The sequence below is a fragment of the Nocardia sp. NPDC041819 genome, assembly GCF_055590505.1.
On record NZ_JBVJAP010000004.1, the window covers coordinates 390,617 to 406,715 of the forward strand.

Here is a 16,099-nt window from a genome sequence, read left to right on the forward strand (position 1 = left end):
GCTCGCTCACGCCTTCGCCGCGGCCGCCCCGCGCAGCACGGCCGCGGTGAAATCATCCAAGGGATAGAACAATTCGATGGCCAGCTCCGACAGCGTCACGTCGGCGGGTGCGCCGAAGGTGGCCATCGTGCTGAACATCGACAGTTCGCCGGCCGGAGTGCGGATCCGGATCGGCACCTCGAAAGGGCCGGGCGGTGCGCCTGCCCCCGCTTCCGACCCGTCGATTCCGGCCGGCTCGGGATAGGCCGCCACCTCGTCGTGAAGCGCGGCCAGTTCCGCGTCGCCGCTCGCGCTGACCTGCCTGCCGAGCCGCTCCAGGAACAGGGCACGCACCTGGGCGAGGTTGGCCAACCGGCCCGCGAGCCCGTCGGGGTGCAGCACCAGCCGGTAGACGTTGAGCCGCGGCGCCCGCACGTGTTCGGGAACGCCGTCCATCAGCACGCTCATCGCCGCGTTGCCCGTCACCACATTCCACAACCGATCGATGACCACCGCCGGGTACGGTTCGTGCGCCGTCAGCATGGTGTTCAGCGCGGTGCGGACCGTCGCGAGATGGGCGTCGTCGAGACCGCTCTCCGGGTAAGCGGGGGCGAAACCGGCTGCCACCAGCAGGGTGTTGCGTTCGCGCAGCGGCACCTCCAGCGCGTCGCACAGCCGCAGCACCATCGCCCGGCTGGGCGCGGCGCGGCCGGTCTCCAGGTACGACAGGTGACGCGCCGAACTGTCCGCGGCCAGCGCCAGATCCAGCTGGCTCAGCCTGCGCCGTTGCCGCCATTCACGGAGCAGGATGCCCGCTCTCGATGGTGTCCGCACCGCTGTCATTCGACCAGCTAAGCACTCGGTCGTGCGGTGCGGCCATGACCTCCGAGGTCATTGCTACGCCGACCTCCCGCCAGCAGGGTTGGCGGCGGGAGCCGATAGGCCCCGCCGGATCGATGAACGGAGTGCGATATGAGACCAGCCACCCTGGCTCGCCGCGAGGGGAGCACCGCGTTCCTGCGAACCGCGCTGCGCGTGGACGGCTGGAGCACCGGAATCTTCGGCGGGGTGCTGCTGGCCGGAGCAGGAGTGCTGCGCGACCCGCTCGGGCTGCCGGTCGGCTGGAGTATCGCGTTCGGAGTGGTCATGGTCGGTGGCGCGCTCGCACTGCTGACGCCCGCACGACGCCCCGTGGTGTCCGCGCGCCACGCGCAGGCGGTCGTCACGGTCAACGCCTTGTCGGCAGTGGGGATGATCGGACTGGCCGGTACGAACGTCCTCGCGTTGACCGGTCCGGGCGTGGCTTTCCTGCTCGTCGGCGCGGCAGCGGTCGCGATCTTCGCCGGACTGGAATCGGCCGGGCTCCGCAGGCTCGGTTGAGCACCCATGGGACCGACCGATCCCGCCTCGCCGACGAGTCCGGCCTCGGCCGCCTGCTCGACGCGCGGATCACCGTGGGCGGCCGGTGATGCGGTCACGGCATTCGGTCCCCTCGCGGAACTGGTGACCAGCAGCGGCCGCAGGCCGGCCAGGGACAGCGACGAGTGCCATCCGGATCAGGATGGCCGTACGGCAGGCCCGACGGTGGCTGTTCACCCCGTCCCGGAGTCACGGGTGAGCGGGCACTGTGCGTCCTCGACGGCTCATCGGAATTCCGTTGTGCCCGACTCCGCCGACCGGGTAGAGACATGCGGATGGACGTCTCTATGCCCGAGATCAGATTGCTCGTACCCGATGACTGGGCGGTATTCCGGCGTATCAGGCTCGCGGCGCTGACCGACGCGCCGCAGTTCTTCGGTAGCACCCTCGCCGAGGCCCAGGCCCGGACCGAGAGCGACTGGCGGCGCGCGCTGTCGGATCGAGCGCAGTTCGTGGCCCAGTGGGACGGCGCCGAAGTGGGGACCGTCGCGGGCATGCCCGACCCGGAACGCGGCGGGGTGCACCTGATCTCGATGTGGGTGGCGCCGTCGGCACGGGGGACCGGGGTGTCCGACCGGCTGGTGCGCGCGGTGCTCGACTGGGCGGTCGAGGGCGGGCACGACGTCGTCCGCTTGGAGTTCGCCGAGCACAATGCCTTCGCCGAGCGGCTGTATCTGCGCAACGGCTTCGTGCGGACCGGGGGCAGCGGGCCGATCGCCCCGGGCGAGCCGCGACGGGAATTCGAGATGGCCTGGCGGCCGCCCACGCCCGGTTTGCCCGCCCACCCGCAGGGTATCCGGGCCGCGACGGCATCCGAGACATCCGTCCCGCACCGCGACGCCGAGCACAGGAGGCAGCCATGACCGATCGCAATTCCGCGGACAAGGGGACCGACGACGTGCGGGGCGCCGGTGGTGTGCCTGCTGAAACCGGGCAGCCGTCCAAGGGCGCGGCGGTGCACGGCGGAGCCTCCCGAGCGGACCGGGATGCGGAGCCGGGCGCCGCGCAGCGTCCCGCGAACACGTCCGGCGAGTCACGCGGGGACGTTGCGGAAGTGCGGAAGGCCGAGTCGGATACGCGTAGCGCGGCTGCTGGGGCGGGAGGCGAGACCGAGTCGGTGAGTTCGGCCCAGGTTTCGGAGAATGCGTCTGCGGAGCCGGGCGGCGCTGCTGGTTCGGCGGAGAAGCCGGAGACGGCGGCCTCGGCGCCGATCTCGAAGGATGCGGCTGTGCAGGCGGGCGGTGCCGCCGGCGTGGCGGGAAAGCCTGAGACGGTGACTTCGCGGTTGTCGGAGGGCCGGTCCTCGGAGGCCGGTGGCGCCGGTGCGGGAGGAAGGACAGAGTCGGTGAGTTCGGCTCAGGTCTCGGAGGGCGCGTCCGCGCAGGCGGGTGGTACCGCAGGCGCGGGAGGGAAGACGGAGTCGGTGAGTTCGGCTCAGGTCTCGGAGGATGTGCCCGCGACAGCGGGCGCGGCCGGCGCTACGGGGAAACCGGAGACGGTGGCCTCGGCGCAGGCACCGGAAGGCGCGGGCGCGACAGGAAATGCGGATCCGGAAGCCGTGCGGCATTCGGCCGCGGAGGGCAGCCCGAAGGAAACACCGATATACGAGTCGGTTCGCCGCGCCGCCGAACGCGCCGAGCAGGTCCAGGCGGACGCCGCCACCGCCGCCGAACGCGGCGCCGCGGGAATTCCCGGACCGGTGAGCCGCCCTGGCCGCACCCTTCTGGAAATGCTTCGCGACAAGCCCATCCTCGCCGCGATCCCGGCGTCCACCCTCGCCTTCATCCTCTGGCGCGCGTTCCACCGGCGCTGACCCGGTTCACACGCGCCGTCGATAGACCTGCCGGGATCCACCCTCCGGCCCGGGAGCCGCCTCCTCCGCGGGGTGGAAACCCAACTTCTCGTAGAACGTGCGCGCACCGCCGGCGACCGCGCCGGGGTGATCGAGCCCGAAGGTGACCGCTTCCAGCGTTCCCGGGGCCGGCACGTACCGGCGAACCGCGTCCGCGATGAGCGCCCGGCCGATGCCGTGCCCGCGAGCCTGTTCCGCGACGACCAGCCAGCGCACCCGGTGGACCGGCGGGTTCGACCCGAACAGGATGCCGCCGAGGACCTCCGCCCCCGCGGACCGAGCGACGAGCGCCGTCCCGCGCCCGATGTGCCGCAGCACCGCGGCACGAAACTCGGCATCCTCGGCGGACGCCCCGAACCAGTGCTCGACCTGCCCCGCCAGTTCGAGAAAACCGGCGAGGTCGTCCTCTCGCGCAAGCCTGACAATCATCCGCGCCATCGTGACAGCATCGGTCGGCCGCGTCGACTCGAAGCGACCTCAGCTTGCGGTGGCTTGCAGAGCGGTGTCCAGCTTGGTGCGGAAACGCGCGAAGTGGGGATCGGTGTCGGGAAGGTCGAAACCGGCTACGTCCCACCAATGTTCACCGTCGAACTCACGCGGATCGAGGGCGTGGCCGCGGGCGCGGTCACCGCGGATCACGTACCAGAGGCTGACGTCTTCGTGCGCGTCGGAGCCGACGGTGGTGGTGACGGTGAGGAACAGCGGGTCGGGCCCGACGACGTCGAACCGGGCCTCGACGCCGATCTCCTCGGCCGCTTCCCGCCGCGCCGCGTCGAGCGGATGCTCGCCGGGATCGACGTGCCCTCCGGTCGGCAGCCACAGCCCGGCGAGGCGATGCCTGCCGAGCAGCACCGCCCGCGCCACCGGATCGACCAGCACGGCATAGGCGACCAGGTGTCGCGGCGGCGTGGCCGGCTTGGCCCGCCGGAAGATGTCGTCGGTCGACGCGAGCCAATCCAGCGTCGTGTCGACGTGCTGTCGCTCGAGCTCGTCGAGCGGCGTGATCCGCTGCACGACATCGACGACCGCGGCGGTGGCGGAGTGCATGGCGGGGACTGTAGCGCCGGGCCCGACAGGTTCAGCCGTCCAGTACCACCGGTTCGAGCCGGGTGGTGTACGTCGCGGCGCGGTCGAGCGCGTCGGCGGCCGCGGCGAGTTCGGGCAGCGCTTCCTCGAACACCTCGCGCGCGCGACGCAGTAACCGGGGGTGGTGAGCGGTGCCTCGTTCCGATGGACGCGTGTTCACCCGCAATCTACCGAGCGCGGCTGTTCTCGTGCGGCCCGGCGCACGTCCGGGCCGCGGACGATTCACGGTCGCAGCACCGACACCAGGAATTCGGTCTGGTCGTACACGGTCTTCTCGAAGACCTCGTCGAAATAGATATCGAAATGTCCTGCGGGATATCGCTTCACCACCGCGTGCTTGGTGCGTTCGGCGGCGCGCAGCGCCGATTTCACCGGCGCGACGGAGTCGTCGTCGCACAGGGCGTACAGCACCGGCATCTTCAGGGCCTTCGCGCGTCGCCCCGGCGCGTCGAACAGTGCGGAGAATGCGACGCGGGCGGCCACTTTCGGCTCGTAGGTCTCGCTCTCGTCGGTCAGTCTGCGGAAGCCGTCCGGCACGTCCGGCGCGCTCATCAGCGCCGCGGCCCGCTTGCGCCCGGCGAGCCGGATGCGGACCGGCTTACGCCGGATCGGCCCGAGCAGCAGGTCGGCGGCCGCGATGGTGGAGACCTTGATGAGGCTGATCGGCCCCTTCGCCAGCGCCGAGGACAGTCCGCTGGTGAACGGCACCTGCGCGACCACGGCGGCGATGTAGGCGTCGTCCGGCGCGACCGAGAGCACGTGCCCGCCCCCGAACGACGTGCCCCACAGCGCGATCCGGGTCGCATCGATGCCGCGCAGCGTGCGCGCGTACGCGATGGCGGCGTGCCAGTCTTCGCGTTGCCGCGCGATGCTCAGCAACTGGCGCGGCGTGCCCTGACTGGCGCCGAAATGCCGATAGTCGAATACCAGGACCGCCATCCCCGCGGCCGCGAAACGCCGCGCGTACCGATCCAGTCCCATTTCCCGATTGGCCCCCAGGCCGTGTCCCATCACCACTAGCGGGCGGGGTTTGGGTGCGCCGTCCGGGCGATATAGCCACGCCGCGCACTGTTCGCTTCCGGATGGGAAGCCGACCTCGACACGTTCCATGGCCACCAACCGTACCCAGTATCCTGGGACGGCGGACGAGTTGGTCGGGCGGCCGCGGCGCTGGGAACGGGCACGGTTGTGCCGCCGCCCGGCGCCGAGGAAAGTCCGGACTCCACAGAGCAGGGCGGTTGCTAACGGCAACCCGGGGTGACCCGCGGGAAAGTGCCACAGAAAAGAGACCGCCCACGGCCTCCGGGCCGTGCGGTGAGGGTGAAACGGTGCGGTAAGAGCGCACCAGCGCCCCGGGTGACCGGGGCGGCTGGGTAAACCCCGCCCGGAGCAAGGTCGAAGGCCGCACCGTTCGCGGTGCGGCTGCGCAGGCGCTCGAGGGCTGCTCGCCCGAGCCTGCGGGTGGACCGCTCGAGGTACCCGGCGACGGAGTGCCCAGATGGATGGTCGCCTCCCGGCCCCAGGGCCGGGGACAGGATCCGGCTTACAGACCAACTCGTCCGCCCGCCGGGCGTGCTCCGCACGTGCGAAGCACGCCTGCGCAGAGCAGGGTCAGCACATGAGCTTGGCCATTTGATAGATCGCCTTGGCCTCTTCGGAGCTGGGCTGGGTGGCACCGCCCGCGCGCTTGGTGATATTCGCGACGACGTCGTTCTCCGATTTACCGGCTTTGAGGTCCCCGCATGTCTCGGTCAGGATGCTCGCGATCTTCGCGTCGTCCTTTCCTTCGGACAGCTTGGGGAACGCGCCGCGGAAGCTGACGAGGAACGCGCCCGCCTTCACGCTGTCGACCTGCGCGGTGGCCTGCGTCGCCGTGGTGGTGGCCTGCGAGCCGGCATCGTTGGTCTTGTCGTCCCCGCAACCGGTGAGGAGCAGGGCGAGGAGGGTGGCGCCTGCCGCGAGCGCGGCCGTGGTTCTGGCCGCGAGCGCGGCGGTAGTTCTGGTCACGCAGCGGCATGCTAGCGGCCTGTAACCACCGTCGCCTCCCGTCAGGTGAACGGGAGGCGACGAGTAGTGGGAGAAAAGAATCGCGCGGTCAGATCGGGTTGATCACGAAAACCTGCGCCCAATAGGCGGCCTGCTCCGGGCCGAGCAGAGGCAACAGGTAGTCGAACAAAATCGATGACATAGGTATGGAGCTCCCAAATTGTCGACGTGCGGGACATTTCGAAGGCGCGGGCGAACCCGACGCCCGTCACGGCGGGCCACGTTAGCAGCGCGGGCGCGCTGGTGTCTCGGGGCGAGAATTTCCGCTGTCCGATTCGTGCGGAACTGGCCCTGATCGTGATCGACGTCATAAAGTAGTCGCCGTTGGCAAGGCCCGGCGCAGGGCAGCATCGGGCCATTCATACTTCGATCGCGGGAAAGCAGGTCTCAACACATATGCGAGTAGTTCGCTCCATGGTCGCAGGCGCATTGGTCGCAGGCGCCGCTTCGGTTTTCGCGGTGCTGGGTGCGGGTTCCGCAAGCGCCGTCGCGGTGACCCCGCTGCAAGGTGGAGTTCAGGTCGACCTGAGTCCCGCCGACACGGTGTGGGTGCACCAGAATCACGTCGGCCTGGCTCTCGCCGGGTTGCCGCATCCGTCTGCCGCCTCCTTCGGCGAGGCGCTGGACGCCGCGGCCGGGGTCTCGTCCTCGGTGCCCGGTGGCCGGGTCACCTTCACCGTCTACGGTCCGTTCGATCAGTTGAACGGCACCATGCTGGCGCTCCAGTAGGACCGGCGCCTCAGCGTGGAACTCCACCCGCGGATCGTGTCGGCGCCGGTCGATTTCGGCGCCATACGTTCCGAGTTCGGCCTGGCCTCGGCGTACCCTGCCGAGGCCAGCACGGAAGCCCGCGACGCGGTGGACGCGTTCGCGGGCATCCGGGTCGATCGCACGGACATCCCGTTCGTGACGATCGACCCGCCCGGGGCCATGGATCTGGATCAGGCCCTGCACATCGAACGCACCTCCGGCGGCTTCATCGTGCATTACGCCATCGCCGATGTAGGCGCCGTGATCGCCCCCGACGGCGCGCTGGCCGAAGAGTCCGGCGCCAGGGGACAGACCTTCTATCTTCCCGACGGCACCGTGCCGCTGCACCCGCCCGCCTTGTCGGAAGGCTCCGCGAGCCTGCTTCCCGAGCGGACGCGCCCGGCCGCGCTGTGGACCATCGAACTCGACGAGCAGGCCGAACCGGTGCGGTTCTCGGTGGTCCGTGCCCTGGTGCGCTCGCGGGCCCGGTTCGACTACTTCCGCGTGCAGGCCGACGCCCAGGCCGGTCGGCTGCACCCCTCCATCGCGGCCCTGCCGGAATTCGGCACGCGGCGCATCGAGGCGGGGCTGGCGCGCGGCGCGATCGGGCTGCGGTTGCCCGCGCAAGCCGTGGTCGAGGACGAGCGCGCCGACGGGCACTGGCGGCTGGTGGTGGAACCGCGCACCGCCGCCGACGACTGGAACGAGCAGGTCTCGCTGCTGACGGGCATGTGCGCGGCGCGGATCATGCTGGACGCGGACGCGCCCGCCAGGGAGCGGGTCGCGCTGCTGCGCACCATGCCGCCACCGTCGGAATCCGCGATCGATTCGATGCGCCGCACCGCGCAGGCGCTGGGCGTGGCGTGGTCCGACGGCGAATCGGTCGGGCGGATGCTGGCCGGGCTGGATACCGGCACGCCCGCGGCGCTGGTACTCATGTCCGAGGCGACAACCCTGCTGCGCGGCGCTTCCTACACCGTCGTCGACGGGGTGTCTGGGCAGCCGCCCGCGCCGGAAAATTTGCGGCACAGTGCGATCGGCGCCCCCTACGCGCATGTCACCGCCCCGCTGCGGCGGTTGTCGGACCGGTTCACGACCGAGATCTGCCTGGCCAGGTGCGCGGGAACCGAGGTGCCGCGCTGGGTGCGCGAGGGGCTGGCGGGCGCTGCCGACGCCATGCGGCGCAGCGACAACGCCGCGGGCAAGATCGAACGGGCCTGTATCGACCTGACCGAGTCGAGCCTGCTGGCGCCGCGGACCGGCGCGGAGTTCGACGCCGTTGTGGTGCGCGAGGCCAACGGCAACCGGCCCGCCGTGGTCTTCGTCGCCGACCCGCCGGTGCTCGGGCCGTGTGTGGGGAAACCGCCGGAAGGCGAGACGGTGCGGGTGCGGCTGCTGTCGGCCGACCCGGTGGAGCGGAAAGTGTCGTTCGAGTACCCGGCGTGAACGGGTACGGCCGAGAGTTGCCGCGCCGCACTGAGGAGCGGGCACGGCTGAGCCGACTATGGCACCGACCGGGAGGCCCCGCTCGTCGAGCCCGGCCACCGAAGCGGTGTTCGGTTCAGGGCTTGCCGCGACCGGCTTCGTGCGTCGCGAGTGCGACTCACCCGAACAGCGTGGCGGCGGTGGCCGGGTAGCGGCTCAGCTCGCGACCTGCCGCCGCGTCCTCCGCGGCCGCGAGAATCTCGTAGAGACCGGCATCCTCGCCCGCGGCGGCGGCCTCGGCCGCGCGGTGCAGGATCGTCTCGTGCGACTCCACCGCGTCCCGGTGATCGCCGAGCACGGTCTGGAGCTTCTTCGCGCGGCTGCCGCGCTCGGCGGCCTCGTCCCCGATCACCTGCTCCGCCGCCTCGCACGCATACCGCAGCCGCTTGGCGCTCTTGCGGATATCGTGCAGCAACTCCACCCGGTGCAGCGGGTCGACGGTGGCCTCGGCGCGGACCAGGGACTGCACCCGGTCGAGGTCGCGCCGCAGCACCTCTCCGAAGACGTCCGTCGCGGACGCGGCGGCGCGGGAGTGGCGCAGCGGCGGATCGGTGCGCCACCCGGACAGTTCGTCGCGCAGCTCGCGGTAGCGCGCGCCGTCCAGCGCGGCCAGCACCTCGTCGTGCGCCGCACGATAGCGATCGCGCTCGGTGTCGACCAGACGCTCGGTGACGGCGTCGAGGCCGGCCTGCTCGGCATGCTCGGTGAGCAGTTCGGCGAACCGATCGGCGCGCACCTCCGCGTCTCGCGCCGCGCCGAGCAATCCGGCCAGCCACTTGAGTTCCGCGCCCATCGCGGCGGCGGGTTTCTTCGTGAGCAGTCGGCCGTAGGACCGCAACACGCTGCGCAGCCTGCGGGTGGCCACCCGCATCTGATGGACCGAATCCGGTGCGTCGGCGCGGACCTCTGGCTCGGCGGCCAAGAGCCGGTCGATGTCCTCGCGCAATGCGGCGACCAGTGCGTTCCCGGCCGTGACCACCGGTCGGACCCCTGCTTCCGCGAATCGGTCGGTCGCTTCGATCAGGTGGTGGGTGATGCCGGGTTCGCTCGCCGCGTGCCCGGCGTCGTCGACGATGTGCAGGACCGAGCCGGGCCAGGCGCGATGCAGATCCCACGCGCTGACCGCCGGGCAGACGATGTCGTGACGGCCTTGCACGATCACCGCGGGAATGTGGGTGATGGCGCCGATATCGCGCAGCAGCTGGCCCTCGTCGAGGAATCCGCCGTTGCGGAAGTAATGGTTCTCGATGCGCGCGAACGCGAGGGCGAATCGGGGATCGGAGGTCTCGGCCACCCGATCCGGGTGCGGCAGCAGCGAACTCGTCGCTCCCTCCCAGCTGGACCAGGCGATCGCGGCCGTGCGGGCGAGCTGCTCGTCGGGTGCGTGCAGCAGGCGGTGGTAGACCTCGACCAGGTCTCCGTCGCGTTCGTCCTCGGGCACCGGCGCGAGGAACTTCTCCCACTCGTCCGGATAGACGTAGCCGGCGGCGCCGTTGTAGTACCAGTCGATTTCCTTGCGCCGCAACAGGAAGATCCCGCGCAGCACCATTTCGGTGACGCGGTCGGGATGCCGCTGCGCGTAGGCCAGCGCGAGCGTGGACCCCCACGAGCCGCCGAACACCTGCCAGCGATCGATGCCGAGATGTTCGCGCAACGCCTCGATATCGGAGATCAGATGGCCGGTGGTGTTGTACTCCAGACTCGCGCCGTCGGCCAGGTGCGGGGTGGATCGGCCGCACCCGCGCTGGTCGAACAGCACGATCCGATAGGCGGCCGGATCGAAGAACTGCCGATGGAAGGGCGCGGTCCCGCCGCCGGGGCCGCCGTGCAGGAACACCACCGGCTTGCCCTCAGGGTTGCCGCTGACTTCCCAGTACATCGACTGGCCGTCGCCGACCGCCAGCATGCCGGAGTCGTACGGCTCGATCGCGGGATAGCGGGTGCGCATCCGACCGCCCGGCTCAGAACGCCAGACCGGAGGCCAGATCCGGGATGCCGAGTGCCTCCACGGCCTGCTGACGCACGTCCGGGCAACTCTTGGTGGTGAGGCGGTCGACGATCGGCTTGTCGGCCAGCACCGCGCTGTTGATGCCGCCGTTGCGCAGCGCCCACTCGTGCACCAGGGCGTTCAGCCCGATCTTGCCCAGGGTGCCGCCCTGGATTCGCCAGTTGGACAGCTCCGGCCGGATCATGTCGCACAGCTGCGCCGCGGCCGCGTCGGAGATCTCCGGGGCCGTCGGCGTGACGCGGCCGGAGGTCGTGCCCGGCGCGCCGGTGGCCGACACCGTGGTCGAACTCGAGCTGCCGGTGGGGGCCGGGTCCGAGTCGCTGCCGCAAGCGGTCAACGCCCCGGCGGCGAATACGCCCGCCACCAGCAGGGTGCTGCGTGAAATCCAACGGCTGTACGGCATGGGTACCTCTGGTCCTGTCGGTTACGTCGGCATCGAGTCTGCCATTGATTTCGGCGACCGGCCCGAACCGGCCGTTTTCGGTGGGAATAGGTCAGTGGAAGTGCGCGCGCAGCTCGTCGAGCAGATCCTGGCGTACCCGATCGAAGGCCGGCTCGGCGCTTTCCACGGTCCGCCACGGATGCAGGGCGACCAGCGGAGCCAGGCGGTCGGCCGCGGCGATCTCGTCCTCGGAGACGTCCCTCACCTGTCGCCAGCGGGCGAAATACTCCGCGCGATAGGGACTGTGCAGCACGCGGTGGGACAGGAACGGATGGGTGATCACGGCGTCGCCCCAGTCGAAGAGCAGGCCGGCCGCCGCACCACGCGCGAAGATGTTGCCCGGATGCAGATCGTTGTGCTCGAGGCCGAGCAGGCCGGACTCGGTCAGAACGGTGGCGGCCGCTTCGATGGCGCCGCCGAGCCCCGGCACGCGCGGCTCGAAATGGCGGTAGACGCTGATCAATTCGCCCGGCGGCAAGTAGGGTGTGCCGGTGGCGCGCAGGTCGTCCACGTGCCTGGTGAGCGAGTGCTGGAGATCGGCATAGTGGCGGATCGAAGCGGGCCATCCTGCGTCGAAGCCGTCGGCGGTGGCGCCGCCGTCCGGGCTGAGCAGCCAGCCGTTGCCCTGGTGCACCGCGAGCGGTTCCAGCACGCTGCCGGGACGCAGGCGGGCCAGCACACGCAACAGTGGTCCCTCGTGGGCGAAGGCGCGCGCGTTGGCCTTCACCCACATCGGACCGGCATCGGTGGGGATACGGGCGAGTAGCGACCATGCTCGCCGCTTGGTCTCCACCGGGACGCCGGTGACCTCGATGCCGTGGGCGCGCAGCATGGCGCGCGCCCAGCTCACAAGGGGTTCCAGCGGTTGGCCGAGCAGCGTGCGGGGTGCGTGCGCTGCCCGGCCGGTGCTCGCCGGGGAATCGCCGGTCAGAAGCTGTGTTCCGGCCCGGGGAAGCTGCCCCGGCGCACTTCGTCGGCGTAGGCCGCCGCGGCGGCGCGCAATTCGTCACCGACATTGCCGAAGCGCTTGACGAATTTCGCGGTCTTGCCGCTGGTGTAGCCGGCCATGTCCTGCCAGACCAGCACCTGCGCGTCGGTGTCGGCGCCCGCGCCGATGCCGACGGTGGGAATGGTCAGCTTGCGGGTGACCTGCCCCGCCAGCTCGGCCGGGACCATCTCCATGACCACGGAGAACGCGCCCGCCTCCTGGACCGCGATGGCGTCGGCGATCAGTTGCTCGGCGCCGTCGCCGCGGCCCTGCACCCGGAATCCACCCAGCGTGTTCACGCTCTGCGGGGTGAAGCCGATGTGCGCCATGACCGGGATGCCCGCCGCGGTGATGAGCGCGATCTGCTCGGCGACGCGCTCGCCGCCTTCCAGCTTCACCGCGTGCGCCCCGCCCTCCTTCATGAACCGAGTCGCGGTGGCCAGCGCCTGCTGCGGGGAGGACTCGTAGGTGCCGAACGGCAGGTCGGCCACCACCAGGGCGTGCGGCGCGCCGCGCACCACGCCGCGCACCAGCGGGATGAGTTCGTCCACGGTGATCGGCACGGTGGTGTCGTAGCCGTACACGACATTGGCCGCGGAGTCGCCCACCAGCAGCACGGGAATGCCTGCTTCTTCGAACAGCCGCGCCGAGGAATAGTCGTAGGCGGTCAGCATCGCCCAGCGTTCGCCGTCGGCTTTCATCTGCTGCAAGTGGTGCACCCGGGTCTTGCGCACGACCTTCTGGGTCTTGCCGGGCACCGCACCGTAGGCAGGGGTTTCCGAATCGGATACGGACATCATCGTCCCTTTCGTCTGTGTCGCCTCGGGGCCCGTCCGGGTCCCCGGGATTGTCTGACGAGATTCAGTGTGCCACTCGCCACCGAGGCGGATTAAGGCCGATGACCGGTGCAATTGGTCACAGCGCTCGTTGGTTCGCCCGGGGCGGTGCCTGCGGTGACTCGATGGCAATATCGACAGCATGTCGACGGTGCGAAGTGGACGCGGTGCGTTCCCGGTGGCGGTGCTGGCCTCGGTCGCTGTCCTGATGTCGGGGTGCGCCGTCACCCGCACCGAATCGGGGCAGCCGACGACCGCGCCGCCCAGCGGCCTGGAGAAGTTCTACGGGCAGACGGTGCAGTGGGGCGACTGCGCCGGATTCGGCGGACCCGACGACCGGCTCCCGCCGAGCACCGAGTGCGCGCGGGTCACCGTGCCGGTGGACTACGCGGCGCCCGACGGGCCGACCGCGCAGATCGCGGTCTCCCGGATCCGGGCGACCGGGCGGCGGGTGGGTTCGCTGGTGATGAACCCGGGCGGGCCGGGGGAGTCCGGCCTCGGCCTGTCGTCGCTGGGTAACAAGACGGAGTTGGCCGAGCGCTTCGACCGGGTCGGTTTCGACCCGCGTGGTGTCGGCTCCTCCACACCCGTGATCGTCTGCCAGACGCCGCAGGAGCAGGACGCCGAGCGCGCCGAGCCGGAGGAGGACTACACCCCGTCCGGTATCGCCGACGCGGAGGCCGACAACCGCCGGTACGCCGACCGTTGCGCCGAACGCACCGGAAAGGACTTCCTCGCCCATGTCGGCACCCGCGAGGTCGTCCAGGACCTCGACGTCATGCGCGCCGCGCTGGGTGACGCGAAGCTGACCTACGTGGGGTACTCCTACGGCACCAAGATCGGTTCGGCCTACGCGGAGAAGTTCCCCGACCGGGTGCGCGCGATGGTGCTGGACGGCGCCATCGACTCCTCTCAGGACCCGGTGCAGGAGTCGCTGCGGCAGGCGGCGGGCTTCCAGAAGGTGTTCGACGCCTACGCCGCGGACTGCGCGCAGCGGCCGGACTGTCCGCTGGGGGCCGATCCGGTGCAGGCGGTGCCGCGGTTCCGCGCGTTGGTGAACCCGCTGTGGGACAAGCCCGCGCAGACCACCGATCCGCGCGGGCTGACCTACGGTGACGCGCTCACCGGCGTGCGCCAGGCGCTCTACACCGACGAGTTGTGGAAGGTGCTCACGCTGGGGCTGTCGGAGTTGCGCGACGGGCGCGGCGATACGTTGCTGGCGCTGGCCGACCTCTACGACGGCCGCCGCGACGACGGCAGCTACGCCAACACCACCGACGCGTTCAACGCGATTCGCTGCGTGGACGATCCGCGCGTCACCGATCGCGAGGTGACCGGACGCCAGGACGCGCAATACCGTAAGGCCGCGCCGTTCCTGGACGACGGCCACGCCACCGGTGCCGCGCCGCTGGAGTTGTGCACCGCCTGGCCGGTGCCGAACACGAGTGAACCGCACCGCATCTCCGTGCCCGGGCTGCCGAAGACGGTGGTGGTCTCGACGACCGAGGATCCGGCGACGCCGTACCAGGCCGGAGTCGACCTGGCCGGGCAGCTGGGCGCCGCGCTGATCACCTACCAGGGCAACCGGCACACGGTGGCGCTGGCCGGCGGCGTGCCGTGCGTGGACGACGCGGTCATCGCCTATCTGGTCGACCTGACCGAACCCGCTCCCGGTCTCACCTGCTGAGCCGGGCGGGCGCGGTTGCTGGTCGGTGACATCGGCCGGCCCGGTCCGGAAAACTCACAAAAGGGACGATCCGGCTGTGCGGAGTCTTCCGAAAACGTCCAGGTCAGCAATCTTAAGCGTGTATGTAACACAGATTTAACGCCGGATGCTTACGCTCGCGGGCATGGATCGCCAGAAGGAATTCGTGCTGCGGACGCTCGAAGAGCGGGACATCCGCTTCGTACGTCTCTGGTTCACCGACGTCTTGGGTTACCTGAAGTCCGTCGCGATCGCGCCCGCCGAACTGGAAGGCGCGTTCGAAGAGGGTATCGGCTTCGACGGCTCGGCCATCGAGGGCTTCGCCCGGGTCTCCGAGGCCGACATGGTCGCCCGGCCCGATCCGTCGACCTTCCAGGTGCTGCCGTGGGCCACCAGCAAAGGCCACCAGCACTCCGCGCGCATGTTCTGCGACATCACCATGCCCGACGGCTCGCCGTCCTGGGCCGACCCGCGCCACGTGCTGCGCCGCCAGCTGAACAAGGCGGGCGATGTCGGCTTCAGCTGCTACGTGCACCCCGAGATCGAGTTCTTCCTGCTGGAGAACGGTCCGCACGGGGGCGCGCCGGTGCCCGCCGACAGCGGTGGCTTCTTCGACCAGGCCGTGCACGATTCGGCACCGAACTTCCGCCGCCACGCCATCGACGCGCTGGAGTCCATGGGCATCTCCGTGGAGTTCAGCCACCACGAGGGCGCTCCCGGCCAGCAGGAGATCGACCTGCGCTACGCCGACGCGCTGTCGATGGCCGACAACGTGATGACCTTCCGCTACCTGATCAAGGAAGTGGCCATCGACGAGGGCGTGCGCGCCACTTTCATGCCCAAGCCGTTCGCCCAGTACCCCGGCTCGGCGATGCACACGCACATGAGCCTGTTCGAGGGCGAGACCAACGCCTTCCACGACCCCGACGATCCGCAGAACCTGTCGGAGACGGCGCGCGCGTTCATCGCGGGCATCCTCGAGCACGCCTCGGAGATCAGCGCGGTCACCAACCAGTGGGTGAATTCCTACAAGCGTCTCATCCACGGCGGCGAGGCCCCCACCGCGGCCTCGTGGGGCCGGTCCAACCGCTCCGCGCTGGTGCGCGTGCCGATGTACACGCCGAACAAGTCGTCCTCGCGCCGTGTGGAGATTCGCAGCCCTGATTCCGCATGCAACCCCTACCTGACCTTCGCCGTACTGCTCGCGGCCGGTTTGCGGGGCATCGAGAAGGGCTACACGCTGCCGCCGGAAGCGGAGGACGACGTGTTCGCGTTGACCGTCGCGGAGCGGCGCGCGATGGGCTTCCGCGAGCTGCCCGGCACGCTGGACGAGGCGCTGCAGGCGATGGAGCGCTCCGAACTGGTCGCCGAGACCCTCGGCGAGCACGTGTTCGACTTCTTCCTGCGCAACAAGCGCCGGGAGTGGGCGGATTACCGCAGCCAGGTCACGCCGTTCGAGCTCAAGGAATACCTGGGGTTGTGATCCGGGCGATGTCCGGGGGC

At 70.3% G+C, this 16,099-nt stretch carries 17 protein-coding genes, 1 other RNA gene and 1 pseudogene; 8 read left to right on the plus strand and 11 right to left on the minus strand.

What is annotated here, in order from left to right; translation table 11 throughout:
- Window positions 1-6 precede the first annotated feature (6 nt).
- A complete protein-coding gene (locus ACZ6DL_RS16430) occupies window positions 7-822 on the minus strand; it encodes a helix-turn-helix domain-containing protein (protein WP_466051842.1) in 816 nt (271 codons plus the stop codon).
- A 129-nt stretch (window positions 823-951) separates the two neighbouring features.
- On the opposite strand from ACZ6DL_RS16430, the gene ACZ6DL_RS16435 reads away from it, so the two are divergent.
- From ACZ6DL_RS16435 to ACZ6DL_RS16445, 3 genes are all read left to right on the plus strand, one after another.
- Window positions 952-1,359: a hypothetical protein gene (locus ACZ6DL_RS16435; RefSeq protein ID WP_466051843.1), complete on the plus strand. Its 408-nt coding sequence runs from the start codon at window positions 952-954 to the stop codon at window positions 1,357-1,359.
- Between the two features lie 326 nt (window positions 1,360-1,685).
- A complete protein-coding gene (locus ACZ6DL_RS16440; RefSeq protein ID WP_466051845.1) occupies window positions 1,686-2,261 on the plus strand; it encodes a GNAT family N-acetyltransferase in 576 nt (191 codons plus the stop codon).
- Entirely contained in the window at window positions 2,258-3,211 is a 954-nt protein-coding gene (locus ACZ6DL_RS16445) for a hypothetical protein (RefSeq protein WP_466051847.1), read from the plus strand. The genes ACZ6DL_RS16440 and ACZ6DL_RS16445 overlap by 4 nt, the downstream gene beginning before the upstream one ends.
- A 6-nt stretch (window positions 3,212-3,217) precedes the next feature.
- Here the strand turns inward: ACZ6DL_RS16445 and ACZ6DL_RS16450 are convergent, their stop codons facing one another.
- From ACZ6DL_RS16450 to ACZ6DL_RS16465, 4 genes are all read right to left on the minus strand, one after another.
- A complete protein-coding gene (locus tag ACZ6DL_RS16450; RefSeq protein WP_466051849.1) occupies window positions 3,218-3,679 on the minus strand; it encodes a GNAT family N-acetyltransferase in 462 nt (153 codons plus the stop codon).
- 48 nt (window positions 3,680-3,727) lie between these two features.
- A complete protein-coding gene (locus ACZ6DL_RS16455) occupies window positions 3,728-4,297 on the minus strand; it encodes an NUDIX hydrolase (RefSeq protein WP_466051851.1) in 570 nt (189 codons plus the stop codon).
- 31 nt (window positions 4,298-4,328) lie between these two features.
- Complete coding sequence (locus tag ACZ6DL_RS16460; RefSeq protein WP_466051853.1) at window positions 4,329-4,496, minus strand: hypothetical protein; 168 nt, start codon at window positions 4,494-4,496, stop codon at window positions 4,329-4,331.
- Window positions 4,497-4,558: 62 nt separating this feature from the next.
- On the minus strand, window positions 4,559-5,446 hold the full coding sequence (locus ACZ6DL_RS16465; protein ID WP_062976673.1) for an alpha/beta hydrolase: 888 nt from the start codon (window positions 5,444-5,446) through the stop codon (window positions 4,559-4,561).
- A gap of 36 nt (window positions 5,447-5,482) precedes the next feature.
- On the opposite strand from ACZ6DL_RS16465, the gene rnpB reads away from it, so the two are divergent.
- Window positions 5,483-5,898: RNase P RNA component class A (rnpB, locus tag ACZ6DL_RS16470), an RNA gene on the plus strand.
- Window positions 5,899-5,947: 49 nt separating this feature from the next.
- Here rnpB and ACZ6DL_RS16475 read toward each other — a convergent pair.
- The gene (locus tag ACZ6DL_RS16475; RefSeq protein ID WP_466051855.1) at window positions 5,948-6,343 is read right to left on the minus strand and encodes a hypothetical protein; all 396 of its coding nucleotides are present in this window, start codon (window positions 6,341-6,343) and stop codon (window positions 5,948-5,950) included.
- Between the two features lie 453 nt (window positions 6,344-6,796).
- Here ACZ6DL_RS16475 and ACZ6DL_RS16480 point away from each other — a divergent pair, with 453 nt between their 5' ends.
- Both ACZ6DL_RS16480 and ACZ6DL_RS16485 read left to right on the plus strand, forming a co-directional pair.
- Window positions 6,797-7,111, plus strand: coding sequence for a hypothetical protein (locus ACZ6DL_RS16480; protein WP_245660131.1), 315 nt, complete (start codon window positions 6,797-6,799; stop codon window positions 7,109-7,111).
- 15 nt (window positions 7,112-7,126) lie between these two features.
- Entirely contained in the window at window positions 7,127-8,578 is a 1,452-nt protein-coding gene (locus ACZ6DL_RS16485; protein ID WP_466051858.1) for an RNB domain-containing ribonuclease, read from the plus strand.
- 157 nt (window positions 8,579-8,735) lie between these two features.
- Here the strand turns inward: ACZ6DL_RS16485 and ACZ6DL_RS16490 are convergent, their stop codons facing one another.
- The 5 genes and pseudogenes from ACZ6DL_RS16490 to panB all read right to left on the minus strand — a co-directional run bounded on the left by ACZ6DL_RS16490 (window position 8,736) and on the right by panB (window position 12,852).
- Window positions 8,736-9,596: a CHAD domain-containing protein gene (locus ACZ6DL_RS16490; protein ID WP_466052004.1), complete on the minus strand. Its 861-nt coding sequence runs from the start codon at window positions 9,594-9,596 to the stop codon at window positions 8,736-8,738.
- 15 nt (window positions 9,597-9,611) lie between these two features.
- Window positions 9,612-10,565: pseudogene (gene pip / locus ACZ6DL_RS16495) on the minus strand (prolyl aminopeptidase); the annotation flags it as partial.
- 13 nt (window positions 10,566-10,578) lie between these two features.
- On the minus strand, window positions 10,579-11,028 hold the full coding sequence (locus ACZ6DL_RS16500) for a hypothetical protein (protein ID WP_466051860.1): 450 nt from the start codon (window positions 11,026-11,028) through the stop codon (window positions 10,579-10,581).
- A gap of 91 nt (window positions 11,029-11,119) precedes the next feature.
- The gene (locus ACZ6DL_RS16505; protein ID WP_466051862.1) at window positions 11,120-11,917 is read right to left on the minus strand and encodes a hypothetical protein; all 798 of its coding nucleotides are present in this window, start codon (window positions 11,915-11,917) and stop codon (window positions 11,120-11,122) included.
- Between the two features lie 77 nt (window positions 11,918-11,994).
- On the minus strand, window positions 11,995-12,852 hold the full coding sequence (gene panB / locus ACZ6DL_RS16510; protein WP_466051864.1) for a 3-methyl-2-oxobutanoate hydroxymethyltransferase: 858 nt from the start codon (window positions 12,850-12,852) through the stop codon (window positions 11,995-11,997).
- Between the two features lie 181 nt (window positions 12,853-13,033).
- Here panB and ACZ6DL_RS16515 point away from each other — a divergent pair, with 181 nt between their 5' ends.
- Window positions 13,034-14,578, plus strand: a complete 1,545-nt coding sequence (locus ACZ6DL_RS16515; protein WP_466051866.1) for an alpha/beta hydrolase — start codon at window positions 13,034-13,036, stop codon at window positions 14,576-14,578.
- 163 nt (window positions 14,579-14,741) lie between these two features.
- A complete protein-coding gene (locus ACZ6DL_RS16520; RefSeq protein ID WP_393239489.1) occupies window positions 14,742-16,079 on the plus strand; it encodes a glutamine synthetase family protein in 1,338 nt (445 codons plus the stop codon).
- Window positions 16,080-16,099: the final 20 nt, after the last annotated feature.

What these genes read in the sequence shown, in the direction of transcription:
- ACZ6DL_RS16430 (WP_466051842.1), bottom strand. Translation starts at nt 822, where the DNA reads ATGACAGCGGTGCGGACACCATCGAGAGCGGGCATCCTGCTCCGTGAA.
- ACZ6DL_RS16515 (WP_466051866.1), top strand. Translation starts at nt 13,034, where the DNA reads ATGTCGACGGTGCGAAGTGGACGCGGTGCGTTCCCGGTGGCGGTGCTG.
- ACZ6DL_RS16465 (WP_062976673.1), bottom strand. Translation starts at nt 5,446, where the DNA reads ATGGAACGTGTCGAGGTCGGCTTCCCATCCGGAAGCGAACAGTGCGCG.
- ACZ6DL_RS16480 (WP_245660131.1), top strand. Translation starts at nt 6,797, where the DNA reads ATGGTCGCAGGCGCATTGGTCGCAGGCGCCGCTTCGGTTTTCGCGGTG.
- ACZ6DL_RS16445 (WP_466051847.1), top strand. Translation starts at nt 2,258, where the DNA reads ATGACCGATCGCAATTCCGCGGACAAGGGGACCGACGACGTGCGGGGC.
- ACZ6DL_RS16440 (WP_466051845.1), top strand. Translation starts at nt 1,686, where the DNA reads ATGCCCGAGATCAGATTGCTCGTACCCGATGACTGGGCGGTATTCCGG.
- ACZ6DL_RS16435 (WP_466051843.1), top strand. Translation starts at nt 952, where the DNA reads ATGAGACCAGCCACCCTGGCTCGCCGCGAGGGGAGCACCGCGTTCCTG.
- ACZ6DL_RS16500 (WP_466051860.1), bottom strand. Translation starts at nt 11,028, where the DNA reads ATGCCGTACAGCCGTTGGATTTCACGCAGCACCCTGCTGGTGGCGGGC.
- panB (WP_466051864.1), bottom strand. Translation starts at nt 12,852, where the DNA reads ATGTCCGTATCCGATTCGGAAACCCCTGCCTACGGTGCGGTGCCCGGC.
- ACZ6DL_RS16455 (WP_466051851.1), bottom strand. Translation starts at nt 4,297, where the DNA reads ATGCACTCCGCCACCGCCGCGGTCGTCGATGTCGTGCAGCGGATCACG.
- ACZ6DL_RS16520 (WP_393239489.1), top strand. Translation starts at nt 14,742, where the DNA reads ATGGATCGCCAGAAGGAATTCGTGCTGCGGACGCTCGAAGAGCGGGAC.
- ACZ6DL_RS16450 (WP_466051849.1), bottom strand. Translation starts at nt 3,679, where the DNA reads ATGATTGTCAGGCTTGCGCGAGAGGACGACCTCGCCGGTTTTCTCGAA.